The following is a 23,376-nucleotide window of genomic DNA, read 5'->3' as shown; positions in this document are numbered from 1 at the left end:
TCAAGGGTGGAAAACTAACAAATAATTAACAAAGTGGTTTTATAATGCAGTGTATCTTAAAAAAAGGAGACTATATGGACATAATAGGACAATTTCCGTTGTTTTATTTTCCGGAGTACGGAAGTGCTTGGATGATGGGTATCACTGGTACCATACACATTCTTGCATCACATACATCCGTTGGTGCTGCTATGCTTTTTGCATTTTTAGCCTACAAAGCATATAAAGAGAACAGGAGCGATCTTTACCCGTATATGAAAAAATACGGTATGTTTCTACTGATCTTTTCGTATGTTATAGGTTCTATCACAGGACCGGGTATATGGTATACAGCTACGGCTGCAAGCCCCAGGGGGATCAGTGCACTGATACACAACTTTGTTTGGGTATGGGCAACGGAGTGGGTCTTCTTTGTCTATGAGGTCATCGGGGTTTTTGCACTGGTATACTTTATAGATAAGATCGATAAGAAGACACATCTGAAACTTACCTTTACTTTCGCACTTGCTTCCGTAGGTACGCTTGCGCTTATTATCGGTATTATCAGCTTTATGATGTGGCCGGGAACCGAAGGTTATTATACAACAGGAAGTGCAAGTGATGCATTCTTTGGTGTCAATACTTTCCCTCACATGTTCCTTAGAATCGGATTTATGATCATGATGTCAGGAGTCATCGGACTTGTGATATCAAGTGCGATGAAAAAAGAGAATGAGGCACTCTCAAATGAACTGAGTAGAAAAATGGGCTTTGTGAGTTTAATCGGGGGATTTGTCACAATGTTCTTCTTCATGTGGTATATGGGGACACTTCCGGATAATGCCCATGCGGTCTTTAATGTAACAAAAGAGTCTATCATTCAAAATAGAATCATCCTGGCGATTGTTTTTTCACTCTATTTCATTCTTGCAATTGTAAGACCGAAGACGATCAATACGGTACTGGCATCCTCTATGATCGTAGTAATACTTCTCGCAGGACTGTGGCCGGGAGAAAAGCTGAGAGAATCTATGAGAAAACCGTATGTTGCAGGTCAATATATCTACTCTAACCAGATCGTCAGCCGTGATGTACCGGGTAAAGGGATCAAAAGTGAACTTCCTATCATCGCAGAAAAAGGTCTACTGAAGGTCAACCCTTTTGTTCCTGAAAATCTAAAAGTGATCACTGCAGAGAATAAACTTGAGGCAGGAAAACTGCTGGCTAGAATGTCCTGTTCCAACTGTCACTCTCTGGAGACTACAGGTAAATTCAGACCACTAAAAGATAGACTTACAGGGATGGACAAAGAGGGGATCAAGAGTATTTTATACGCAATCGGCAGCGGATCAATTCCTTATATGCCAAAACTCGAGTTGCCGGAACACGAATATGATGCAATGGCGGAATATCTCGCATCACAAAAATATTAAGGAGGATTTATGGACGCATCTGTATTATTGGCTTTAAGAGACCCTGCCGGGGTACCGTTCTACCCTGTGGTCTTCCAGGCACTCTATATTTTGACCTGGGCACTACATGCTGCTTTTGTTCTACTCTCGTTGGGTTCTATGGGACTCTCATTGTACGGAACATTGAAACAAAAAGATGACCCGCGGTGGAAGATATTGACACCGCATCTTATCCAGACAGGTAAGATCAGTGTTTCACTGCTTATCGTTCTAGGGGTTGCTCCCCTTCTGTTTACACAGGTAATCTACGATCCTAACTGGTATACAACCAATGCCTTGTCAGGAATGTGGGTATTTATCTTTATCTATGCATTGATCTTAGGTTATATGATGTACTACTGGTACTACTATGCAAATAAAGCGAAAGCCGGCGGAGGAAAACTGATCGGTATCATCTCTTTTGCCGTGTTGGTATTTGCCGGGATTTTGATGCATAACTTTGCAGTGACTTCCATCATGCCTAATGAGTGGATGAACATGTATGCACCGAACGGTGTAGTGGACAACAGCGGTTGGACCTTCAATGTCGATCTGATCAGACTTCTCTTTATGGTGAGTTTAGCGATTCCTGTTGTCGGTATCTTTTTACAAAACTACAGCAGATTCTTGAGTACGAGAGAAGATTTCAGTAAAGATTTTATCGATTATACTGCGTCGCTCGGAACGAAACTCGGAACAATCGGACTGCTTATCAGTGCCGTGGTATTTGTTGCCTGGATGATGCAGGTAGGATATCTCTTTCACCCTGTTGTGATCGCGACGATCGTAGGTGTACTTATCTTACTCTTCATGGTAATGATGAATAAAAACAGCTACATCACTACCGGTATTTTGGTAGTCGTTGCACTCTTTATCTCCGGTGTGAGAGAATTGATCAGGTTTGATCTGATGACAGGACTGGGATACAATATCTATGATTATCCGGTTAATCTTGAGATTCCGTCAATTACGATGTTCCTCTTGACATTCCTCATCATGGGGGGTACTGGTGTTGCCTATATCCTTACAATGTCATGGAAAGTTGGAAAATCTAAAGAGGTTTTTGACGGTTCACAGGATAAAGCAGTCAACAAACTTGGTAACTATACTTTAGCTATCATGGTTCTATGGATGGCTACTTTCTTTGGTTGGGGGATGACTATACTGTTCAAAAATATACTTTAAAAAGTAGAAGAGTCAAAGAAGCATCCTTCTTTGACTCCTATCACAATATCAATTTATCATTTTTTAGAGGGGAGGAAAATTGAACATGAGTGGTACAAAAATACTTTTCCTGGAGGATAACAAGCTTTACCAAGAAAGCATAAAAGATTTTTTGGAAGAGGAAGAATTTATTGTTGAGACCTGCAGTAACGGGCAGGAGTTTTTAAACAAAATATTTGAGAACATTTATGATCTCTACCTGCTGGATATCAACGTACCTCAGATCAACGGTTTTGAACTGATGAAGATACTCAGTGACTATAATGACACCACGATGAAACTTGTATTATCTTCTTTTCCTGAGAGCATGTTGCAATCCTTTAAAAACGGATGCGATGACTTTATCAATAAAACTTCCGATATCGACGAACTTCTACTCCGCATAAAAACACTGATAAAAAGAGACTATCACACTTATCAGGAGTCTATACAGATTGCAAATAATGTCAACTATGACCTTTTACATAAAAAACTTTATATCAATCAAAAAAAAATTGAGCTTGATATCCGTTCATTATTGGTTTTGGACTACCTCATAAAAAACAGAGAGAAATTCGTATCAAGTCTTGAACTGGAAAACAGTATATATCCCTGTAACAGCAGATCAAACTCCAATGTCATAAGATATTATATCTGGAGTCTGAGAAAGATACTCGGTAAAGAGATCATTGAATCCAAGAAAAATTTTGGCTATCGGCTCACCTCTGTAGATCTGTTTGTATCTTAGTATACTGCATGACTTCTATTAGGACCTGACAACCTACCTACTGTTCTGGGACCCACCCATCATTTTAACTACTATAGAACTTATATGAATCATAAAGCATTAGATTAACTTATGCATTGCTGCAAATAACGTGATAACGAAAAGAAAAGCACGTTTACACTGTCAGCTTTAATTTCATTATAGTAAAATTCGCCCAATAATTTAGAAGATATGGGTTTACCGCACATGATTTATTTTGACAAAGTGGAAAATGATAATAAGATTAAACATTACAGGTTGGATCTTGACTATCATGAATATGATCTGATGCTCAATATGTTAAACGAATTAAAATTACAAAAAAGTGATTTTGAATGTGACGGCAGATTTAATGACAGAAAACCGATAGCAAACAAATTTTTTAAGAAAATTAAAAATATTAAACAAATTGAACATGGTAAAAAGCAGACAGCAACGCGTCAGGCAAACAGATCCAAGATCATAGAGAGTAAAAAAAAGGTCAATAATGCAATCAATCTGCTTAGATTGGAATGCAGAGAGATCACAGCTTATAATGTAGCAAAAACCGCCGGTATCAGTTACAATACAGCAAAAAAGTATCTACCGGATAATATTTAAACTGTTTTTTCTTTACCGCTTATCATCACCCCAAATGCAACCAAAGTACCTGTCAGCAGTTGCCAGGCAAAGCCTATCTTCCATCCGATAAATTCCCCTACGCTCTCCCCCAGAATATAAGGCTGTAAAAGCAGTACCGTCGTAAATCCCAGGATAAAGGCAAGCGGTACTGTCGCTGCATTGCCCCGCTTTGTAAAGAGCGCGGCACCATACACACCAAGCAGACCGGCGTAAGCAAATGCCATTACCCCCAATGCGAAATTGAGCAGAGGCAGCTCCGTACTCTGCTGCCAGTAGTAACTGAGCATCGCCATCGCCGAGAGTGCAGCAGCAAAGAGGAGAACAGCCGCACGTCCTGCGCTTACAAAGTGTATCTCGTCACTCTCACCCTTGGCCTTTTTCCATGGTTTATAGATATCTTCAATAGCCACCGATGCCATCGCACCGAGTACCGAGTTGGAACTGGAAAGTGCCGCTGCGACTGCGCCTACAGTGACCAGTCCACGCATTCCCTCCGGCATCTCATGCAAAATATAGTACATAAAGATAGTGATCTTCTCCCCGTCAAACTTCTGCACAACCTCAGTAGAGATCCCGGATAGCTCAGAGTGATGGTAAAAAAGGTAGAGCAGTAACCCGATAGCCAAAAAGAGCAGTGCCACAGGGATCGTCAAGTAGATACTCATCATCAAAGAGCGCTGTGCCTCTTTGGTACTTTTACAGCTCAGCGCCCTCTGTGTCATATCCTGATCAAGTCCGTACGCAGCGATATTGAGCAGCAGCCATCCGCCCATCAATGCCCATATGCTAAATCCGCCGCTCATACTCCAATCGAGTACTTTCAGCTTTTCAGCACCCTTCAGCGTATTGATCATCGTTCCCAGATCCGTATCCAATGCCGTATAGAGATAGACCAGTACGGCAATACCCGCACCGATATAGGTGACTGCCTGAATAATGTCTGAAAAGATCACAGACTTGACCCCGCCAAAATAGACATAGGCCAAAGCCCCCAGCATCAAGATCAAGACAGAAAGCAGTACATGCAGCGGTTCGATATCCAGAAAGAGGATCATAGAGATAGCCAGGGCGCCTATGTAGAGTCTTGCCCCGCTTGCAAAAAGCCTGCCGACCAGAAACATCACCCCTGCCTGCTTCTTCGCAGCAGTACCGTAGCGCTTTTCCAGCAGTTCATAGACTGTCACCGCTTCGATCTCGTAAAAACGGGGGATCAATACTTTGGCGACAAACCATACCGCTATAAACGCAGAGAGATAAAAGCCTATAAAGGTCAGATCTTTACTGTAGGAGTACTCAGGCCCCCCAAGAAAGGTCGCAGCGGATTGTGAAGTGGCCAGCACAGAGACCGCCACGGCGAACATCGGCACACTATTGCCTCCGACGAAGTAGTCGCGTGTCGACTTTACCTGCATACGGCTCAAAAGTACCGATGTAACAGTCAGTACCAGGAAGTAGGCGATAAAAACCGCCCAGTCAAGTGCAGCGAAAGCGGAGTTCACTTGCTGCCTTTCGGCGGTTTTTTGAGATGCATGAACCCTACTGCTTCACGTACCTTTCTCATAAATTTCTCTCCCGGGTCACGCTTGACGGTTCTGTAGCCCTTATCCTTTTCAAGCCATAGCGGAGTTGATTCCATCTGTGTATACTCATGGTGTCCGATCAGATACTCTATCGTAGGGAACTTTCCTTTGAGGTAACCGACCAGTGCGATATTGGATCGCAGCTGTGCAGGCGTCAGATCATCCCTTTTGTTTCCTTTCCCGCCGACATTCTCTATACCGATGCTTGAGTAGTTCAGCCCGATGACATGCCTTCCCATCCAGTTTTCAGGCATCAGTCTGTAGATCGTCCCGTCACGTGCGACAAGAAAATGTGCCGAGACATTGAGTGCGGAGGCTTTTACGATATCTTTTCTGTCAGAGAGAAGCTTTTCAGGTTGGAGACGTTTAAAGGATTTATCCAAACTCATCTCTGCCGTCCAGTGAAGTACAATGATCTTCGGAGTGATCTCTATGTTGTTCACCGTCTTTCCGTAATGGGACCGGATATAGGCCTTGGTCATCTCTATACGCTCTTTACCGAAATCTATCGGTTTATCGATGATCTGGAGGGGTTGAATGGGGTTGGTTGTGCATTTAATATCATTCTCTGCATAGAGAGAAAGTGTAAAAAGTGAAATCAGTGATAAGAGTAGTTTCAACATGTAGAAGTCCTAAACAAGAATTAGGACTATTCTACCCTATCTTGGGTTTGGTTTTCTTTGTCAGTGACAAGCACCCAGACGATCGCAAAGATCGGCAGGCTCAGTGAGATCAGATAGCTTGGGATATGGAGCAACGCATGTCTGTGAAGATAGAAAAATCCCAGTACCAGCAGGATATAGGCACTCATGCGGTAGATGGAGAGTGCTCCTTTGGTATCTTTGAGTGTCTGGAAGAGCGAACGCCTGTTGGCCTTCATACGCTGTTTCTCTTCTTTGATCGCCTCTTTGAGATCAGCATCGGGATCGTCTACGATATCCTCGCTATAGAGATCATACGGATCTTCAAGCTTGTCGATCACATCCTTGGTGTCATCCACAGTGATGATATTGTGCTCTACCCTTTTGTTCACCATACGTCGATAGCTGAACATCGAACCGATCATCACTAAAGTCGATGAGAAGAATCCTATCTGCGTATTGTACAGCACATGCTTATCAAAAAAGAGGAGACTCCCGGCAATCAGCAGAAGATCAATGAGAAGAAGCAGTTTGAGAATCTTCAAACTAGTATTTCTCATCTTCATCCTCATCATCATACTTCTCTTTATTTGCTTTGTAGTTATATCTTGGATCGTTTGCCAGCTTGTCCAGCTCTTTTTTCTGCTTTTGGTAGGCTTTGTATACATTCAGTATCGCTGCAGCAATCCCCCAGAATACCCCCAGCCAAAAGAGCCAGCCGATACCTGTCCAGTCTCTCAGCAGCCAGCCGATACCGACACCGAAAAGTACTGCCACAACCATAGAGATACCAAGACTCAATCCGTCAGCAGCATCTACGATCTTTTTAAAACGTGGTTCTTTGTTTTGTTCCATAATCTGTAATTCCGTATAAATATTTAGAGCGTAGTATAGCGAAATGGTACATAGTTTATGATTTTTGCTCAAAAAGCTGTCTGGAGATGTTAGGAGAGGATAGACCTGTGCTCTGTTACACAGGAAGCTGTGTAACAGAGTAAATCATTAATAGGTACCTGTCAACGGTCTAAAGTTGTGATCATAGTGTTCATGGAATGCTTCGACTTTCTCTTCATTCAGTCCGATATGTTTTGTATAGATATTCCAGGCTACTCCCTCGGTACATGGCGGGGTCGTCAGCGAACCTGAGTAGCTGTAGACTTTTCCTCCAGGAAGCATATCCAATGGATTGATCGTAATAAGCGTTGGATTCTCTTCTTCCTCTTCGGGAATCGCGAGTCCAAAGGCACTTTCAAGTGCTTCATTCCCTTCACCTGCCACATTGTCGATCATTACACCGACCACGGCAATAGAGTTATCCTCGGCAACATTGACAAAGTGACCTTCCATAGCTGCGTGTACTCCCAGTTCTGTATGTTCACTCACGGAGTGAAAATGAAACTGTTTCAGTTCGTACGCTTTACCATTGATCGTTATATATGCTTTGGGACTTCCTTCCTCCACATTAAACTGCACACTGTGGCCGTTGTTTTCCATCTTGAAGGCGATGCTTTTGTTATAATCCAGTGTAAAAGAGGGATCTGCCGGTACTGCATCATAAAAATCTACCGGTGACTGATGCGGTTCTCCTTCAACCACTTTAGTAATATCCAGCCCATTATCACAGGTGCTCCACTCCTCTTTCAGTGACCCCCAGTAGTCCGGTCCTGTCTCACCGTCATAACTGAAATGTACCTCAATTTCCTCATCCTGCACAACGCTCTCATTATTACAGCCGACAAGCCACATCGATGCAATAAGCATACCGGCATATAAAAACTTCTTCTTCACTATCTGTTTCCTTTTGATTGAAATGTGAAAGAGGACCCTCCCTCTTCAAATAAATTATAAATAAAACTGATTTAAAATAATTTTTTTATAGAAATAATTGTTGATAAATCGGGGGTTTTTTGTAAATTTTTGAGTAAAACAGATTTTTTAAGAAGATAAACTCATTAGTGAGTACAGTTTTTCTCATCTTTTATGAGATGGGAAAAGAGAAGCTATACCCCTCTTCCCCTTTTGTCTATAAAAAGTTGGATCATGCGTGAAGGCTTTTTGATCTCCTAGGTCAGCATCTCTTCGATGGTGACCCTGACATTCTCTCCCAGGGCATCCAGCTGATATCCCCCTTCAAGAAAAAAGATATAGGGTACGCTACTCAGGGAAAGAATCGTTCTTACCATTTTACGGATACCCTCTGTCGTTACATTGAGGCTGGCAAGGGGATCACTCTCATGCAGGTCATATCCTGCCGAGACGAGAATGATATCGGGCCGGAACTTTGCTGCCAGCGGCGGCAGATCATTCTGATAGATATCCAGCAGCTCTGCATCCCCGCTTTCGGGCATCATAAAGAAGTTTGCCGTATACCCTCTCCCTTTACCCTCACCGACCTCTGTCTCTGCCCCTGTTCCCGGATAGGCAAATGACTGGTGAGAGGAGAAGTAAAAGACCGTATCGTCTTCCCAGAACGTCCCCTGTGTACCGTTCCCGTGATGGACATCAAAATCGATGATCATCACCTTCTTGTAGCCTACACTCTGGGCATAGCGGGCTGTGATCGCGATATTGTTAAAGAGACAAAAGCCCATTGCAACACTTTTTGTCGCATGATGGCCCGGAGGCCTGACAGCACAAAAAGCCCTCTCAAACGCCCCGGCTTTCACGCCATCCACTGCAGCTATCCCCGCCCCCACAGCTTTTTTGGCAGCCAGAAAGGAGTCCTTGCTGCAAACCGTATCAGCATCAATCGGCCTTTCATTGGCACTGGCCGCTTTAATCTCTTCAATTAATTCAGGGGTATGTACAAGCTCGATCATCTTTTCAGAAGCAGAAACAGGTTCTGCCATGATCAACGTATCTTTGAGTTTCTCCAATGCATTATCTATCGCTATCAGGCGATTGGGTGATTCAGGATGCATCGGACCTGTGTCATGTCGTAGATAAACTTCATCAGTGATATATGCTACTCTCATACCACTATTATAGCTTCTTTTTTTATGCTGATTTGGATCGGAACACAGTCCCGATCCACGCGATTGTCCTCAGCGGACGGCTCAGTTGACCGACTTTTTATGCTGATTTGGATCGGAACGTACAATTTGTGAGCAAATTTTACCCACACCTGCACAAGTCCCGACCCACGCGGTTGTACGAGAAATCATTTAGTGATTTCCTGTATAAGTCCGTTAGACAAATCCTCAGCGGACGGCTCTTTTGCTGATTTTCTCATAAGCAAAGAGACTGTGAAAGAACTGCTGTTTTATCACTGTCATCCTGAACTTGATTCAGGATCTCATTGAATAAGAGCAAAACTTAGGGGATTCTGAATGGCCGTAGAAAATGCCCTTAGGATGCAAGTTCAGAATGACGAACACCTCTCTTTTAGGTTTTTTCACTGCCTCAAAACTTGCAGCTTACTGATGTAATTTTTTAAGCGCCTCCACCTCTTTTCTCAGTTCAGCCACCTCTCTTTTCAACTCCTCTATCTCTTTTTCAAGGCTCATAGGTGTTTGTGTATACTTGGTGATCTTGCTTTGTACGCTCTGCTCCTGCGCTTTGTCTTCCAGAATATAGAGTACCTCTTTACCCTCTTCAACTGCAGTTTCACTCTGCACCGATCCTTCCCTTACCATCTTCATCACATTGAAGATACTGATTTTATGTCTTTTTGCATATGCTTTTATCGTTAATTTTTCCATACTGCAATTATATAGGTTATTTACATTAATTTGTTATAATTGTTCACATTTCGAATAATAAACACAAAGGATTTATAGATGAAACAGTTAAGACTACCCTCTTCTCTCTTAGCGATCATACTTATTTTGACATTTCAAAGTACTCTTTTTGCCGACGCAGCCTCCCAAAAACTTGAAAAAAACAGCAATCAAGCCGTAGCTAAATTTGTCAAACAATTTAAAGGTGCAGAACAGTTCATTAACAATGCCTCAGGTTATCTTGTCTTTCCAAAGATCACTAAAGCCGGTTTCATGGTAGGCGGAAGTTATGGTGAAGGTGTCTTGCGTATAAATGGCCAGACAAAACACTACTACAGCGTTACAAGTGCTTCGTTTGGTTTCCAGGCAGGTGCACAGCAGCACTCTATGATCATTGCTTTTTTGAGTGATACTTCACTCAAAAACTTTATCTCAAGCAACGGATGGGAAGCAGGTGTTGACGGTACCATCGCGATCGCTGACTGGGGTAAAAGCAAAGATATCTCTTCCATCAGTTATGAAAAACCTATCGTTGCGTTTATCTTTGGAGAAAAGGGTCTGATGGGTGGTATCAGCCTCGAAGGAAACAAGTTTAAACGTATCATCCCCCAATAATATAGCAAGAGAGGCTACCCAAAACCTCTCTTCTCTTCTAAAAACCGCTAATTACGTTTAAATCTATCTTTATAGCTACACTTTTGACACAACTCTTCTACGGCTTTTCCTTCTTTAAAACCTCTGATCATATCCTGTGCACGCTTCCCTTTGAGGATCGTCTCCAGACTGTTTTGATGCAGATCACCCAACGCTATCACACCGTCACAGTCCAGACAACACGGTACCACTTTCCCTGAGGCCAGTATGGCGATGTGAGACTGCAGACCCTGGCAGGTACCGTCACCATAGATCGGATTCTTTAGGGAAGGCCATTCAAAATATTCATCAAAATGCAGCAGTACTTTTGAAGCCAGCCGGATAGACTTTGGCCGCTCCTTATAGATCGCATCAAGACTCAGTGATACCCCAAATGCTTTGGAGAGTGTCTCAAAAAGCGTTTCATTGAAACTTCGCTCACTCATCATCTCATCAAGGTTCCAGACCCGAAGATTGATAAAGAGCTCTTTGCCCTGTTTTTCTTTCTCATGACAAAGTGCCAGTACAGGAGCGATATACTGTTCAAATGTTAGCATCGTATCATTTTTATTGAACGCGTTGAGCGAGATATTGATCTGTTTGACTGCGGGGTGGAAAAGTGTAGTATACCGCTGTTTTTTGAGAAAATATCCACTGGTTGTAAGCATCGCTTTCAGACCATGCCTATGGATGATATCCAGATAATCCGATAGATTGGAAAGTGTCATAGGGTCGCCGACCACATGACATGCGATCTCTTTGGTATAGGCTTTTGCCTCTCTGATCACAGACTCAAAAAACGCCAGGTCCATCTGTTTCGAAGGGAGATTTTTGGTAGGGCAGAAACTGCATGAAAGCCCGCAGACATTGGTGAGTTCAATATAGATTCGATAAAACTTCATAAGCTTACTTCATACATGCAGAAAGATCGGTCATATCTACTGCCCTATTGATACAGGGGATTCTGGTTTTCAATGCTCTGATCTTTTCATCAAGATCATCCAATATCTTCAGCTTGTCGCCACCTTCTGGTATCCTGAGTGCAAACCTACTCTCACCGTGATGCAGTGACTGAAGTTCGCCGATCTCATACAGACATCTATCAGCATCACTTTGAGATGCTGCCATATGCAGACATGCCCTGCTCTTACGCATCGATTTCAGTAAAAGCGTAAAATAGGCTTTTTCTTTTTCGAAAAGTTCCTCTGTCATACGGCTCACAGCTTTTTGATACTCTCTGTCAGTAGGAGAGATAGCATCACTGCTTGCACGGATGATCTTATCTGAAATACTCTCATCTTTATAGGTTTGTGTGGTTTTGATCATATGCCTCATCAAAAGATCTTCTTTGACCGGATAATCAGGAAGTTCAAAAGTCTCCTCAGAGAGGTTCAGGTCAAAGTTTACCTCCTTTGCCCGTTTACCGTAAACAAATCCAAGATACCATTTTTCATCCATCAATACAATGCCTTTATAGAGACATACGCTTCTCATACCGTCTTCCCAAAGCTCACACTCGTAGGATGCGATATTCATCGTCCCGTTCATCTGCATACGACTTAAGTCAACCTGGCCGATATCTCCCGCTATGAGATTCGTAGTGATGATATATTCATTTTCAAAGTCTACTGTATAGAGGGTATCTTTTGTACTTCTTTTAAGTGTCTTCTCCTGCTCTATACGCTGTACTGTACCGGAAAGTCTCTCTGTACGTTCCATCACCTCTTTGCGCTCATCTCCCCATGCTCTAAAGGAGAGCTTTTCATATCCCTCTATCGATAAATTGCATTCCGGTGTAACAACACCTCCACCGTAAATCTCATACCTGACTTCACCTGATTGTATACCGTATGTCTTTTTAGTATCACTCGTTTGTGCAACCAATGTTGCTGATACTACCATCAACACGATGAAATGTTTTACTGACATTTAGTCGTTACCCTTTGCACTCAATTCTGTAAATTATTGTAGCATAATATTTATATATATTAGAAATAAGATAAAATAATTTTACTATAGCAATACCCTTCTCTTCTGATCACCAGAGCATAGGAACAGCTCATTTAATCTTTTCTGCGATATCCTCTTCCAGCTCTCCAAATGCCCTGTCCATCGTATTGACTATAGCTGAGGGCTCACTGCTTGTTTTCAATGCAGTATTGAAAAGGTAGGCATGACTTGTATGGCGCTTCAGGTCAATAAGCAGATAGTTCGCATCTAAATAAACCGTATCACCTTGTGCCAGGAAACGATTGATCTGCAGTTTTACTTTCATATCCGGTTGTCTATCTACACCCCATGGATAGGCAAAAACATTGGGCTGTTCAAACTTTTTTTGCAGAAAACTGATAAGGCGTTCTGTAAGACCGATATCCAAATCTTCCGCCCACACTGCTGAATCAAGTTGAGCTATCTGATTGCCTGTACGTGCTACGGTCAATTTACGCTTATCCATATAGCTTGGCAATATCACCTGTGCAACACCGATCGTTTTCGTAGAGGGAGACACATGCGCCGGTTGTGTTGCCGTAGAGAGCACATAGTAGTGGCTTTTTGTCGCACACCCGGCCATCAAAAGAACCAATAGACTCATTAAAACATTTTTTTTCATTACTCTTCTCCAAATATCAGTGCGTTTGGTTTACGGTTGATCATTCTTAACACTTTGCTCATCTCCTGAGAGGTTTCTGTCACCTCTTTAAGCGTTTGTGCAAGCTGCCGGTTCAGCAACGAGTCATGTTCATATTCCTCAAGAACACGGTTGGCACTTTCAAGTGTTTCTGTCAGCCTTTTCACACTCTGATTGAGCGCTTTAGGTAGGTTTTGTGTCTCTTCCTGTGCCACTAGCGTATTGATATTTCCCATCGTTTTATTGAGGTTGGTTATAATCTCGTGTAGCGGTCTGGCATTCTCATCCATCACCCTATTGGTGGAATCAAGCAGAGTGTTGAGTCGTGTCACCAAAATATTTACCTGATCCATAATTCCGCCGCTTTGATCATTGACAGAAGGTAGAACAGGATACTTCTCCCCTTCGATGATCGCTCTATACGGTAGATCTGCCTTGAAAACAAGATCAACATAGAGTACACCCGTGATCGGGTCGGTAGGAGTGATCCTTGCTCTTAATCCCTCTTCCACTGCTTTTTTGAAGTTCATCTCTCCGGTGACATTCTTCTCATTCTTATTTTCAAAAAATGAAGTATCTATCTTCACAAAGACCGTCCCTGTCATTTTATGACTTACAGGATCATAGGTTGTAGCAACCTTCGTTACCTTCCCCACCTCATAACCTTCATAACGTACAGGGGCTTCCTGCTTGAGTTTTGCGATCGAATCAACTACATGGATTTCAAATCTTTTGATCGATTTACCGCCTTTACCGATCTTTGTCCCTTCCGCAATATTACCGTTTTTATAAAGATTAAAAATATAATCGTTCGGAATCTCATCCTCTGCATCAGCTCCGGAAGATGAAAACGATATTCCACCTTGTATCAGGTGTGACAAAGGTGCGATATTTACATCCAGCCTCCCGTTGGAAAAATCCACATCAAGGGCACTTCTTACCCAGAACTTCGAATCCGTGTGGACATAAGGGACATACTCTTTCTCTATATAGGCATAAAAATCGATACTCCGGCCATCCATGGAGATCATGACATACTCGATTTCACCCACTTTCATATTTTTAAAAAAGATCGGTGTTCCCTGAGCGATATTGTACCCCTGCGGTGCATTTAGATGGAAGTACTCTCCCTCTTTATCTGCCCTGAAAACATAGGGAAGCCCGGTGAACTCTCTTCTTGACTCTTCCCCTTTTGTCGTATAAAGATTGATATAGGTTCCCGAGATCAACGTATCAAGTCCGCTGACTCCCCCCAGTCCCACTTCCGGTTTAACGATCCAGAACTTCGTATGTTCATTAAGAAACGCTTCTGCTGTCTTATCTATGCGCGCATATACGGCAACCCTGGAACCGTCATTTTCCAAATTGATTTTTGTTACTTTTCCTATCGTGACATCTCTGTATTTGATGACACTCTGTCCTGCCTGCAATCCTTCATTGTTTGGAAAAACAATCTTGATCTCAGGCCCCAGTTCTGCGTAATACTGATACGCCAACCAGGCAGCGATCAAGAGGGCTACAAAAGGTACGATCCATATAGAAGTGATAAAATTGAACTTTGTAGACTCTTCTACATTTGGAATGTTTTTAGACATTAACGATTCTCCTTGATAAGCCGCTCATCAAATGCTTGTGCGGCCAAAAGGGTAAAAAAGACCGAAAGTGCAAATGCTGTCGCAGCAGTCCCTGCAATGATCTGGATATTGTGCATATGTATCAGTGCAGCCAGTATCGCCACGACAAAGACATCGATCATCGACCATGGGCCGATCACTTCAGTCATATAATACAATTTGTGTTTATTTACCTTTTTATCTTTTCCCAGGGGGTATTTTACACTAATAAGCAGATAAACCAAAATAAGGAACTTCATAATAGGCACGATAATCGATGCAAAAAAGATAATAGCCGCTATCGGAAAGGATCCTGACTCCCACAGCAGTATCACACCGCCGATAATCGTACTCTCCTCTACCTTCCCGAACTGTGTACTTACAAGCATCGGATAGAGGTTTGCAGGGATGTAGGCAATGATCGCCGTGATCAGGTATGCCCAGCTCTTTTCAGTCTTGAAACGTCTGTACTTATAGATAGGAGAACCGCAGCGACGGCATCTGTTCTCCTTCCCCTTATCGATATTGACTGCCTCACATACCGGACAGCGTATAAGATCTTTTTCATCAACTTCTATCATTCTCTCTCCGTAAAGATCTGTTTTCTAAGCATCCATATCTCATTGAGATGGATATACCTCGTCATATAGATATCCAAAAGTACAAACACCACTAAAGCCCAAAATGCTATCCCCATATGTATCTGTGCATAGCCTATCAACTTGACCAGTGCAACCAGTATACTGATCAAAAAGATGTCACTCATACTCCAAGGCTTCATATAAGAGAGCCCTACAAGAAGCGTTCTCGTTAAATCTTCTCCTTTTTTAAACTTCAAAAGCAAAAAAAGCAGTACGTAGAGTGAGAAAATAGCCAAAGGAAAGAGAAATATCACAACCCCGCACAGTAAACCTACAAAATAAAAACCGTTCTCAAACAAAGAGAGAAATGTTTTTGGTATCGTGATGAACTGTTCATTTCCCAAAACCTCGATCAGTACCACAGGGAAAAAGTTTGCCACTGCAAAAAATATCAGTGCGGTGATGGATAGTGCCAAACCGTGATCTATCAATTTGGAGTCATATCGATAGAGTACACTGTGACACTCTACACAGCACGCTTTCGTTCCATCCTCGATAGGGATCTCCTCATGCAGCGTATGACATTGGTGACAGATGATAAGATGATCCAGTGCATCTTCATTTTCAATTTTCATAGCTATAATTGTAACCAAATAGATCAAATATCTAAAGGTTATTGATGCAAATACTCTCTATAGGCAAAGAGATTTCTTACAACGGTCTGGATATCACCTCTATCGATATCTCAGAGATCACAAAGCAACATGATATAGAGCAGTATGACTATGTCATTATCACCGGCGGGGATGGACGTATCAGGCGTACACTCCAGCAGCTTCATGACATGGAGAAGATCCCTACATTTATCCTCAACCCTACCGGCTCGTTCAACCTGGTTGCCAAGATACACCAAACCCCGAAGATCGAAGAGGTACTGGAACTGCTTGCCAGAGGAGAAGAGCCCAACAGAGAGAAACATCACCTCTTCAAACTCAATGAAGAGCTCTTTTTGTTCAGTGCCGGCAATATGGGCGACCTGCACCATATCATCCTCTCTGAGACAATGCGTTTCGGATGGATCGAACACGGGCCGTTGAAGTACCTGCTCGCTGTACTCCTGCTGCTGCCAGCGCACCTTCTTCTGACCCCTTTTATGCTGATGAGCCCGCGAAAGTTCTTTATCTTTACCCCGTTTCGTTTCATCAAAAGGTTTGGAAGTTTCTACGGGGAGGTCAAAGAGATGACTATCGACCTAAACAATCATCACAATCTCATCGAACTCGACGGAGATGTCGTCACGATCGAAGAGAATCTTTTACATATCCGGCCTATGGGGTATATAGAGGTGGTGACGAAGTAACCCTTCTCTTTCTTGCAATCATCGGACATTTTTTGTATACTAATACTACTTCAATAAAGGGGATTGAGGACATTGTCTCACAAAGAGTGCAGGCACAAGGTTCCTCTGATAAATAGTTATCTTTAAATAATGCTATAAAGGAATCTAAACTTTGAAATTCTTTTTTTATATTGTTATATTTTTATGTGTAATGTGTTTTTTCTTAGTATCAAATTTTATATATTGCAAAGCATTTTTTGAAGCAAAAACAGGGGTAGCAGTTTCTACACATCAATACAATGATTGTAGAATTGATAATTTAAATGCTCTAATATCTGAATCTAACGCTAGCGGAAAAGCAATACTTTTAAAGTTTGATCATGATCTATACCATTTAATTACAGTTAACACTAGTAATTTGATTATCGATAAAAATAAAATTGTTCAAGAGAACGTTAAATTTAATAAAAATAAGAAAATAATTATTAGTAACAAAAATTATACTAATCCTGTCATTCTTGCTGTAATAGATATAAATAACTATTATATAATTAATAAAAGTATTGTTAATGAAAATCAATTTAACCATGATGGAATTAAATATATAGAATATTTTTTAAAATTCAAAAGATAACAAATCAGTGGAGCTAATACATTGCCCTGTGGGCAATTCATCGGCTCATTTCAAACGTTATATGTTTTAAATACGATAATGCCCAAGCTATTAAGGGGTAATTGTCTTTATAATGTATTTAGAAAATTTAAGTTGTACAGTTGAGTGATTTTATACGGAATAATTAGGTAAGGAATAAGATGAATATTTTTGAAAATTTTAGAGTCCTTAAGCAGGATATGGAAAATCACGGTTGGGTAATTGAAGCATTTCAGTTTATATATAAAAATCGTGATTATATAGTATTAGCTAAGTTATATCAGAAGGATGATAGAAAACCAAAATATGCTCTTTTACAAGTGGAAATATTGAAAAAAAATGACATAAATGATAACTTAACTATCCCAGTCAATACAAATGGGTTTATGACTGACGCAAAAACATTAAGAGAGTTTTTCGATATTGACTATTCAGAAAATATTGGTGATATATTAAGGCAATTTAATGAATATTTTTCGACTTTTATACCTACACAAGTAAATTTGGCGAAATCTCAAGAATTGAAGGTTGTTATGACTAACTCTTTATCAAAAAGTGACAGTCAAGATCCTAGTAAAATTTATTGTTTTTCAATTAAACGAAATCCAGATACTGAAAAACGAACCCCTTTTAATGATAATAAGTCTAGGTTGTTAAGACCAAGTCTGTATGTAAAATTCAAAGACGATCATACAGTGAGCTTTTGCTACTCTTCAAAAAAAGAGAAAGAGAAAACTGATGGAGAAATAATTAACAACTTTAGTAATAATTCATAATGTATTAGAATATATAACAAATCAGAGGAGACCAATCATTTCAAACGTTATACACTAAGAGGGGAAAATGTATATACCAGAACCATTCAAGATAGAGGATGATAAAACCATCCATGAATTTATAAGCGAAAATCCGTTTGCTACCGTTATCTCCACCATCGATGATAGGATCGAAGCGACACATATGCCGATCGACCGGTTTGAAGATGGAAACTACTACGGCCACTTTGCCCTAAACAACATACACTCCGGTATCCGAGAAGAGCAGGAGGTGCTTATCATCTTTACCGGTCCTCACGCCTATATCTCACCGACGATGTATGCTTCAGAGTTCAATGTACCGACATGGAACTACAGTGCAGTCCACTGCTACGGGCATATCAAGTTCATCGATGATGAGACAAAAATATGGAACCTCTTCCAGGAACTGGTCGAACGGTACGAGGGTAAAGAGGGATGGAAACTACCCAATGAAGAGAGATTTAAAAACCTCACCGATTCTATCCGGTTCTTTGAGTTTAAGCCCAAGCGTATCGAAGCCAAATTCAAATTCAACCAGAATAAACCGGGTGAAGATATAGAGAGTGTGATCTCTGGACTAAGAAATGTCGGCAACCAGGAGGCTGCCGACTTCATGGAACAAATAACAGGCAACTAAGTGCATAGTTAATCTTATCAAAAAAGGGGATAAAGTGTTTGAAACTGAATTTTGCAAAATTGAATATCTGGAAAACCACAATGCGGTATTTTGCCAGTGGAAAAAGTTCTGCAGCTTTGAGAACTACAGGCTGCCTTTGGAGTCCGGGCTCGAACTCATCAATGAGAAAGAGGCAACCCTGTGGATCACGGATACGACCAACGGTTTTGAAAGCGTACCTGAAGATACACAATGGCTGATCGAGACCTTCATGCCAAAAGTCATCGGCAGTTCCTGCAAGACCATCACATTTATCATCAAAGAGGATAGCCCGTTGAAAGAGGAGATCGAGCAGCAGGAAAAAGCGCTGTCGAAATTTTTCAATGTACAGAAGGTTGATAGGCTTAACGGGATTCGTTGACAACTCCTTTACCCTCTATTTTGGTGCGTAGTTACGCACCCTACGCGAAATGACCTGACAGATAGTTATAAGGAGTACTTTTGAAACTAGAATGGAGATATACACAGGAGAGCATTGATTGGAATACGCTATCAGATCTTTACAGAGTCGCTCCTCTGGGAGAGAAGAGAGCCGAGGAGCTTCAAAAAGCATTTACCAACAGTATCTTCAAGTGTTTTGTCTTTGACCAGGAGAAGCTCATAGGTGTAGGCAGAGCACTAGCCGACGGTATTGACTGTTCCTATATCTGTGATGTTGCAGTGCTTCCTGAGTACCAAGGATACGGCATAGGAAAAGATATCGTTTCAAAATTGGCTGAACTTTCCATAGGGCACAAAAAAATCATTCTATACGCCTATCCCGGAAAAGAAGCCTTCTACAAAAAACTAGGATTCAAACGTATGCGTACAGCTATGGCCATCTTTGAGAATCAAGATCAGGCACTCGCGTGGGGGCTTGTAAATGATCTGTAACAAAGCTTTGCACATAAAGAATAAATCATGTAATATACTTAAAACAGGACATTATTTAAGGGGGAAATAAAATCATGAACATCGTCAAAATCACAAATGAAATTGCGCTAACTTCAGTTGAAACTTTAGGGTCAGGTATCTAACCACTAATCATTCAAACTCCTGAGATATCCGTTCCCTGATACACTGCGGTTTTACTGGTTCCCAAATTGTATTTGGGAACCCATACAGATCATGTGACACATCAGTTCAATATACACCAAACTCAGTTTGGGAGCGAGGGGAAGAATTTACGCTTCTCCCTCAGGTGGAACCTCATACTTCAACGCTAATCCCCTATTTTTGTATGATGTTGCATTCCCATCGGGAACGATGGAAACGAGAAAAGCTGATATCCTTATGCTTGAATTGAGGCTTTATCTTATACCCACTCAACTACTTAGCACTACCGTAAAATCTCCATCTATATAGCCCTCTTTTATCTCTACTTTTACGCCAAGTGTCTGACAAAACTTTTTCATCTCGTGTGTTTTCCAATAGCTAAACGTACCTTCACACTCTTTACCTTCTAAAAGGTTAAAAACAAATCCTTTACGGCTTTTTTCAAAACAACGCTGTATGAACACTTGTGTTTCAAGGCGGGTCAAAACATTCATCGATCCGCTGGCAACATACCAGTCGGCCAAAGGGATGGTTTGACGCAAGATATCACACTTTACTATCTTACAGCCCGTACGTACCTTCGCCTCTTTGACCATCGGTTCACAGAGGTCCAAACCTATGTAGGTTTTTGGTAAATTGTTTTTCTCTTTAAGGTAGAGGTAAAAGTCACCAAAGCCACAGCCTGCATCAACAAGCGTGTCATTTCTCACATCACCAAGGCAGGAAAGAATGGCCGAAAAACGACGTTTTTGAGACTGTTCAGAATTCCATGCTACACCACATGCAGAGATGCCAAAAGTATCATAATTGTCTTGATAAAATTCTTTTTGATCGATGCGTGCCATTTGCTCAGTACTTTTTATTTTTATACACTAACAAATCTTCTTCAGTCAAATTCTCCAGTAATGAAACCAGATGTCTCTGAGATAAAAGTGTTATTTCTTCACCTTTGATCTCTTCAACTTCTGAAGAAAATCCATTTTTAGAAAAGAGTACATAATCAGCTATGTTGAGCTCTGCTTTTTTACACTTCTCTTTTAGGGTATTAAACATGTTTATTTTTGCCGCCTCTTTAGAGTACTTACACTCACCTGCCAACATCTTTCCCGATCTTCTTATGGCCAGTATCTCTATGTGTACCTGCTTGTCATAATATGAACCTATGGAGACAATGGGATCCTCTGCAAATTTTTCAGCAAAGCTTTGTTTTACCAGTTCTCGTACCAGAAGATTACTCAGCAAGATAGAAAAATTCCCTTTGAGCTGATTCCATTTTTGTGTAAATTCACTAAAATCACCCCCTGAAATACTCTTATAATAAGGAGAAATGGCAGCAAACCAAAAACGCATAAAAGGCAATTCAAATAACACTCTGTCTGATTTTCCATCCCCCTCTTTTAAAGGTTTTTCTACCGAAAGATCAAACTTGAGTAAACTTTTCTTTTCCAGGTAGTCTATGGACTCTTCACCGCTATCTCTTCCTATCTTAGCTTTTTTAAATGCCTCACGTTCGTGCTCTACCCCCAGTGCCACTAGTGAGAGCAACAGATGATAGACAGGATTGTTGTGTGTATATCGTGTCATGCTTTTATGAAGGGGGTAATAGTTACGCAGTACTTTTTCCTCTATGAGTCCATCAAGGTTTTTAGAAGCATCTACCTCCCATCCCGTACCGCCAAACACCGTAAAGTACGCTAAAGCCTTATCAAAATCTTTGATGTTGTTCTGGTAAGCAAAAGAGCGAAAATGTTGTAAAAGTGTTGGACGTTTTGACATACTTAACCTTATTGCAGATAGGTAATTATAGCTTAAATTTCTCCTATCTATTGTCACTATACGGTCATTGTGAGAAAATAGGATAATTTGTTATGCTTTTAATAACGCTAAAAAACTTGGGATAAAATTGATATGCAGTCTGTATGACAAGGTCATTTCTTTCCTTACCGTAATTTTGTAGATAAAAACTGGAAAATATATCACTTTCCAGGCGGGGCTATCCACAGGATACACTACGATCAAGCCTCCATTTCCCTATTCATACAAGCTCTTTCACAGTCCCTTAACCGTTCAACGTCTTCACTCTGTCATAATACGCTACAACCCTCTGATCCACATGCAGTACCCGTCTGAGATACTGCGTCAGATCACCCCGGTTGAAGTCGATTTTCAGATGTTTCGGGTCTACAGCCCTTGAGATCGCTACATAGAACTGGCTTGGTGCAAAGATATTGTCCACGTTACAGACCAGGTTATCGATACTCATCCCCTGAGATTTGTGGATCGTCACGGCATAGGCCAGTTTCAGAGGATATTGAGAAAGTGTAGCCAGGGACATTGACTCGACACTGCCGTCATCATGGACGACCATATCCAGCAGATCAAACTCATGCCGCTCTACCCTGACATACTCCTCCTCTTTTTCCACAACGAGATAATCATCTTCTATTTTATAGAGTATCCCACGCTCACCATTGACAAACTTTCCCCACTTGTTCACGGTAAAGAGTACAGGAGCCCCCTCTTTGAGTGTCAGCTGTTCTGAGATAGGAAGCATCGACTTCCATGTGGCAAGCCTCTTTTCATGTACTTTACCGTGCATATCGACATTGGCAAAGAGTATCGTCTCTTCACTCTCCAGCGCATTGATCTTGGCACGGTTGGTCTGCTCTACTTCCAGATTACGCCCGAAAAGATAGGTGGGGTTCTCCTCTTTGAGCGCATTGTTCCACAGCTTCACCATATAGGCGACAACCTCATCATCGCAGATACCTTTTCGAACTTTGGAGAGGATATGGGTGAACTCGGCATCCTGTGTACGTTTCATCACCGTCAGTTCGATCACACTGAGGTCAAAATTTTTCCAAGCACTGCTCTCAAAGGCATAGAGCCTTTCTCCGAAAACATCTGCGCGTTGCTGTTTCTGTACAGGCGGAAGCTGAAAAAAATCCCCCACGAACATCACTTTGCCAAGATAGCCGTAACGGTTCAGCCTGTATGCGATCATATCGAGCAGATCGGCACTCACCATCGATACCTCATCGATGATGATCAGGTCGGTTGCTTTAAGAACTTTTTTGAGATCACTCAGTCTTTTTTTATTGCGTCTGTCATGCTGTTCCAACTCTTCGAAATTATTCGCGATCCCAAAAACGAAAAAACTGTGTACCGTAAATCCCCCGATATTGACCGCACTCACTCCCGTAGAGCCCAGAGCGACTACCTGTCTGCCCTCTTTTCTATAGTGTGTGATCACCTCATTGGTGATATAGCTTTTCCCTACCCCGGCCCCGCCGGTTAAAAATAGATTGGAGTGTTTAAGGGCTTCGATAACGTCTGTTTTGTCCATAAAGTATTGCTTTTTTCGTGTATTATACTGAATTCTCTCTACGCTTATCCAATGGCAGGAGAAGATCAATCAAAAACCCGTATGCAGTTACGGGTTACTCATCTTCAACGTTATC

At 41.5% G+C, this 23,376-nt stretch carries 27 protein-coding genes; 11 read left to right on the top strand and 16 right to left on the bottom strand.

The genetic code is table 11. The features are described from left to right. The first annotated feature begins 74 nt into the window (after positions 1 to 74). From AC4JOV_RS05460 to AC4JOV_RS05445, 4 genes are all read left to right on the top strand, one after another. Positions 75 to 1,412 carry a c-type cytochrome gene (locus tag AC4JOV_RS05460; protein WP_229936155.1) on the top strand — a complete coding sequence of 446 codons (1,338 nt, stop codon included), beginning with the start codon at positions 75 to 77 and terminating at the stop codon, positions 1,410 to 1,412. 9 nt (positions 1,413 to 1,421) lie between these two features. Next, positions 1,422 to 2,615 carry a hypothetical protein gene (locus AC4JOV_RS05455; RefSeq protein ID WP_229936156.1) on the top strand — a complete coding sequence of 398 codons (1,194 nt, stop codon included), beginning with the start codon at positions 1,422 to 1,424 and terminating at the stop codon, positions 2,613 to 2,615. An 85-nt stretch (positions 2,616 to 2,700) separates the two neighbouring features. After that, positions 2,701 to 3,381 (top strand): response regulator transcription factor, encoded by a 681-nt coding sequence (locus tag AC4JOV_RS05450; protein ID WP_229936157.1) that lies wholly within the window; start codon positions 2,701 to 2,703, stop codon positions 3,379 to 3,381. Positions 3,382 to 3,606: 225 nt separating this feature from the next. After that, positions 3,607 to 3,999, top strand: coding sequence for a hypothetical protein (locus tag AC4JOV_RS05445; protein WP_491522196.1), 393 nt, complete (start codon positions 3,607 to 3,609; stop codon positions 3,997 to 3,999). Here AC4JOV_RS05445 and AC4JOV_RS05440 read toward each other — a convergent pair. From AC4JOV_RS05440 to AC4JOV_RS05410, 7 genes are all read right to left on the bottom strand, one after another. Next, positions 3,996 to 5,519: a sodium:solute symporter gene (locus tag AC4JOV_RS05440; RefSeq protein ID WP_229936159.1), complete on the bottom strand. Its 1,524-nt coding sequence runs from the start codon at positions 5,517 to 5,519 to the stop codon at positions 3,996 to 3,998. The genes AC4JOV_RS05445 and AC4JOV_RS05440 overlap by 4 nt on opposite strands. Next, positions 5,516 to 6,223 (bottom strand): N-acetylmuramoyl-L-alanine amidase, encoded by a 708-nt coding sequence (locus AC4JOV_RS05435; protein WP_229936160.1) that lies wholly within the window; start codon positions 6,221 to 6,223, stop codon positions 5,516 to 5,518. The genes AC4JOV_RS05440 and AC4JOV_RS05435 overlap by 4 nt, the downstream gene beginning before the upstream one ends. A gap of 26 nt (positions 6,224 to 6,249) precedes the next feature. Then, entirely contained in the window at positions 6,250 to 6,801 is a 552-nt protein-coding gene (locus AC4JOV_RS05430; protein ID WP_229936161.1) for a hypothetical protein, read from the bottom strand. Continuing rightward, on the bottom strand, positions 6,788 to 7,096 hold the full coding sequence (locus AC4JOV_RS05425; protein WP_229936162.1) for an AtpZ/AtpI family protein: 309 nt from the start codon (positions 7,094 to 7,096) through the stop codon (positions 6,788 to 6,790). Before AC4JOV_RS05425 ends, AC4JOV_RS05430 begins: the two co-directional genes overlap by 14 nt. Before the next feature lie 147 nt (positions 7,097 to 7,243). Further along, positions 7,244 to 8,029: a carbonic anhydrase gene (locus tag AC4JOV_RS05420; protein WP_229936163.1), complete on the bottom strand. Its 786-nt coding sequence runs from the start codon at positions 8,027 to 8,029 to the stop codon at positions 7,244 to 7,246. A gap of 275 nt (positions 8,030 to 8,304) precedes the next feature. Further along, positions 8,305 to 9,216, bottom strand: a complete 912-nt coding sequence (locus tag AC4JOV_RS05415) for a histone deacetylase family protein (RefSeq protein WP_229936164.1) — start codon at positions 9,214 to 9,216, stop codon at positions 8,305 to 8,307. A 441-nt stretch (positions 9,217 to 9,657) separates the two neighbouring features. Then, positions 9,658 to 9,942 (bottom strand): hypothetical protein, encoded by a 285-nt coding sequence (locus tag AC4JOV_RS05410; RefSeq protein WP_229936165.1) that lies wholly within the window; start codon positions 9,940 to 9,942, stop codon positions 9,658 to 9,660. Between the two features lie 78 nt (positions 9,943 to 10,020). Here AC4JOV_RS05410 and AC4JOV_RS05405 point away from each other — a divergent pair, with 78 nt between their 5' ends. Further along, the gene (locus AC4JOV_RS05405) at positions 10,021 to 10,575 is read left to right on the top strand and encodes a lipid-binding SYLF domain-containing protein (RefSeq protein ID WP_229936166.1); all 555 of its coding nucleotides are present in this window, start codon (positions 10,021 to 10,023) and stop codon (positions 10,573 to 10,575) included. Positions 10,576 to 10,622: 47 nt separating this feature from the next. On the opposite strand, the gene AC4JOV_RS05400 is transcribed toward AC4JOV_RS05405, so the two are convergent. From AC4JOV_RS05400 to AC4JOV_RS05375, 6 genes are all read right to left on the bottom strand, one after another. Continuing rightward, positions 10,623 to 11,495, bottom strand: coding sequence for a radical SAM/SPASM domain-containing protein (locus tag AC4JOV_RS05400; RefSeq protein WP_229936167.1), 873 nt, complete (start codon positions 11,493 to 11,495; stop codon positions 10,623 to 10,625). Between the two features lie 4 nt (positions 11,496 to 11,499). Further along, positions 11,500 to 12,522, bottom strand: coding sequence for a hypothetical protein (locus tag AC4JOV_RS05395; RefSeq protein WP_229936168.1), 1,023 nt, complete (start codon positions 12,520 to 12,522; stop codon positions 11,500 to 11,502). A gap of 130 nt (positions 12,523 to 12,652) precedes the next feature. Further along, on the bottom strand, positions 12,653 to 13,186 hold the full coding sequence (locus tag AC4JOV_RS05390) for a PqiC family protein (protein WP_491522195.1): 534 nt from the start codon (positions 13,184 to 13,186) through the stop codon (positions 12,653 to 12,655). A gap of 17 nt (positions 13,187 to 13,203) precedes the next feature. Further along, the gene (locus AC4JOV_RS05385; RefSeq protein ID WP_229936170.1) at positions 13,204 to 14,817 is read right to left on the bottom strand and encodes a PqiB family protein; all 1,614 of its coding nucleotides are present in this window, start codon (positions 14,815 to 14,817) and stop codon (positions 13,204 to 13,206) included. After that, entirely contained in the window at positions 14,817 to 15,416 is a 600-nt protein-coding gene (locus AC4JOV_RS05380) for a paraquat-inducible protein A (RefSeq protein ID WP_229936171.1), read from the bottom strand. The genes AC4JOV_RS05385 and AC4JOV_RS05380 overlap by 1 nt, the downstream gene beginning before the upstream one ends. Further along, on the bottom strand, positions 15,413 to 16,051 hold the full coding sequence (locus AC4JOV_RS05375; protein ID WP_229936172.1) for a paraquat-inducible protein A: 639 nt from the start codon (positions 16,049 to 16,051) through the stop codon (positions 15,413 to 15,415). The genes AC4JOV_RS05380 and AC4JOV_RS05375 overlap by 4 nt, the downstream gene beginning before the upstream one ends. Positions 16,052 to 16,095: 44 nt before the next feature. On the opposite strand from AC4JOV_RS05375, the gene AC4JOV_RS05370 reads away from it, so the two are divergent. The 6 genes from AC4JOV_RS05370 (at position 16,096) to AC4JOV_RS05345 (ending at position 19,753) form a co-directional block, all read left to right on the top strand. Beyond that, positions 16,096 to 16,776 carry a diacylglycerol kinase family protein gene (locus AC4JOV_RS05370; protein ID WP_229936173.1) on the top strand — a complete coding sequence of 227 codons (681 nt, stop codon included), beginning with the start codon at positions 16,096 to 16,098 and terminating at the stop codon, positions 16,774 to 16,776. A gap of 151 nt (positions 16,777 to 16,927) precedes the next feature. After that, positions 16,928 to 17,389 carry a hypothetical protein gene (locus tag AC4JOV_RS05365; RefSeq protein ID WP_229936174.1) on the top strand — a complete coding sequence of 154 codons (462 nt, stop codon included), beginning with the start codon at positions 16,928 to 16,930 and terminating at the stop codon, positions 17,387 to 17,389. 179 nt (positions 17,390 to 17,568) lie between these two features. After that, on the top strand, positions 17,569 to 18,183 hold the full coding sequence (locus AC4JOV_RS05360) for a DUF6037 family protein (RefSeq protein WP_229936175.1): 615 nt from the start codon (positions 17,569 to 17,571) through the stop codon (positions 18,181 to 18,183). 67 nt (positions 18,184 to 18,250) lie between these two features. Further along, complete coding sequence (locus AC4JOV_RS05355) at positions 18,251 to 18,841, top strand: FMN-binding negative transcriptional regulator (protein ID WP_229936176.1); 591 nt, start codon at positions 18,251 to 18,253, stop codon at positions 18,839 to 18,841. 34 nt (positions 18,842 to 18,875) lie between these two features. Continuing rightward, on the top strand, positions 18,876 to 19,241 hold the full coding sequence (locus AC4JOV_RS05350; RefSeq protein WP_229936177.1) for a hypothetical protein: 366 nt from the start codon (positions 18,876 to 18,878) through the stop codon (positions 19,239 to 19,241). 80 nt (positions 19,242 to 19,321) lie between these two features. Further along, positions 19,322 to 19,753 carry a GNAT family N-acetyltransferase gene (locus tag AC4JOV_RS05345; protein WP_229936178.1) on the top strand — a complete coding sequence of 144 codons (432 nt, stop codon included), beginning with the start codon at positions 19,322 to 19,324 and terminating at the stop codon, positions 19,751 to 19,753. A gap of 431 nt (positions 19,754 to 20,184) precedes the next feature. On the opposite strand, the gene AC4JOV_RS05340 is transcribed toward AC4JOV_RS05345, so the two are convergent. From AC4JOV_RS05340 to AC4JOV_RS05330, 3 genes are all read right to left on the bottom strand, one after another. Further along, the gene (locus tag AC4JOV_RS05340; protein WP_229936179.1) at positions 20,185 to 20,760 is read right to left on the bottom strand and encodes a class I SAM-dependent methyltransferase; all 576 of its coding nucleotides are present in this window, start codon (positions 20,758 to 20,760) and stop codon (positions 20,185 to 20,187) included. Positions 20,761 to 20,764: 4 nt separating this feature from the next. Beyond that, positions 20,765 to 21,691, bottom strand: coding sequence for a DUF234 domain-containing protein (locus AC4JOV_RS05335; protein ID WP_229936180.1), 927 nt, complete (start codon positions 21,689 to 21,691; stop codon positions 20,765 to 20,767). Between the two features lie 283 nt (positions 21,692 to 21,974). Next, positions 21,975 to 23,330 (bottom strand): ATP-dependent DNA helicase, encoded by a 1,356-nt coding sequence (locus tag AC4JOV_RS05330; protein WP_404820135.1) that lies wholly within the window; start codon positions 23,328 to 23,330, stop codon positions 21,975 to 21,977. Between the last annotated feature and the right edge of the window lie 46 nt (positions 23,331 to 23,376).

The organism is Sulfurovum sp. MH2-6, assembly GCF_058374785.1.
Note: the sequence above shows the minus strand (reverse complement) of the source record. Positions and strands in the feature narration are given on the sequence as shown.

Coding starts and splice junctions, on each gene's coding strand:
- AC4JOV_RS05425 (WP_229936162.1), bottom strand. CDS start 7,096: ATGGAACAAAACAAAGAACCACGTTTTAAAAAGATCGTAGATGCTGCT.
- AC4JOV_RS05360 (WP_229936175.1), top strand. CDS start 17,569: ATGAATATTTTTGAAAATTTTAGAGTCCTTAAGCAGGATATGGAAAAT.
- AC4JOV_RS05415 (WP_229936164.1), bottom strand. CDS start 9,216: ATGAGAGTAGCATATATCACTGATGAAGTTTATCTACGACATGACACA.
- AC4JOV_RS05400 (WP_229936167.1), bottom strand. CDS start 11,495: ATGAAGTTTTATCGAATCTATATTGAACTCACCAATGTCTGCGGGCTT.
- AC4JOV_RS05355 (WP_229936176.1), top strand. CDS start 18,251: ATGTATATACCAGAACCATTCAAGATAGAGGATGATAAAACCATCCAT.
- AC4JOV_RS05435 (WP_229936160.1), bottom strand. CDS start 6,223: ATGTTGAAACTACTCTTATCACTGATTTCACTTTTTACACTTTCTCTC.
- AC4JOV_RS05335 (WP_229936180.1), bottom strand. CDS start 21,691: ATGTCAAAACGTCCAACACTTTTACAACATTTTCGCTCTTTTGCTTAC.
- AC4JOV_RS05385 (WP_229936170.1), bottom strand. CDS start 14,817: ATGTCTAAAAACATTCCAAATGTAGAAGAGTCTACAAAGTTCAATTTT.
- AC4JOV_RS05395 (WP_229936168.1), bottom strand. CDS start 12,522: ATGTCAGTAAAACATTTCATCGTGTTGATGGTAGTATCAGCAACATTG.
- AC4JOV_RS05460 (WP_229936155.1), top strand. CDS start 75: ATGGACATAATAGGACAATTTCCGTTGTTTTATTTTCCGGAGTACGGA.
- AC4JOV_RS05405 (WP_229936166.1), top strand. CDS start 10,021: ATGAAACAGTTAAGACTACCCTCTTCTCTCTTAGCGATCATACTTATT.
- AC4JOV_RS05450 (WP_229936157.1), top strand. CDS start 2,701: ATGAGTGGTACAAAAATACTTTTCCTGGAGGATAACAAGCTTTACCAA.
- AC4JOV_RS05455 (WP_229936156.1), top strand. CDS start 1,422: ATGGACGCATCTGTATTATTGGCTTTAAGAGACCCTGCCGGGGTACCG.
- AC4JOV_RS05380 (WP_229936171.1), bottom strand. CDS start 15,416: ATGATAGAAGTTGATGAAAAAGATCTTATACGCTGTCCGGTATGTGAG.
- AC4JOV_RS05390 (WP_491522195.1), bottom strand. CDS start 13,186: ATGAGTCTATTGGTTCTTTTGATGGCCGGGTGTGCGACAAAAAGCCAC.
- AC4JOV_RS05370 (WP_229936173.1), top strand. CDS start 16,096: ATGCAAATACTCTCTATAGGCAAAGAGATTTCTTACAACGGTCTGGAT.
- AC4JOV_RS05375 (WP_229936172.1), bottom strand. CDS start 16,051: ATGAAAATTGAAAATGAAGATGCACTGGATCATCTTATCATCTGTCAC.
- AC4JOV_RS05445 (WP_491522196.1), top strand. CDS start 3,607: ATGATTTATTTTGACAAAGTGGAAAATGATAATAAGATTAAACATTAC.
- AC4JOV_RS05340 (WP_229936179.1), bottom strand. CDS start 20,760: ATGGCACGCATCGATCAAAAAGAATTTTATCAAGACAATTATGATACT.
- AC4JOV_RS05430 (WP_229936161.1), bottom strand. CDS start 6,801: ATGAGAAATACTAGTTTGAAGATTCTCAAACTGCTTCTTCTCATTGAT.
- AC4JOV_RS05410 (WP_229936165.1), bottom strand. CDS start 9,942: ATGGAAAAATTAACGATAAAAGCATATGCAAAAAGACATAAAATCAGT.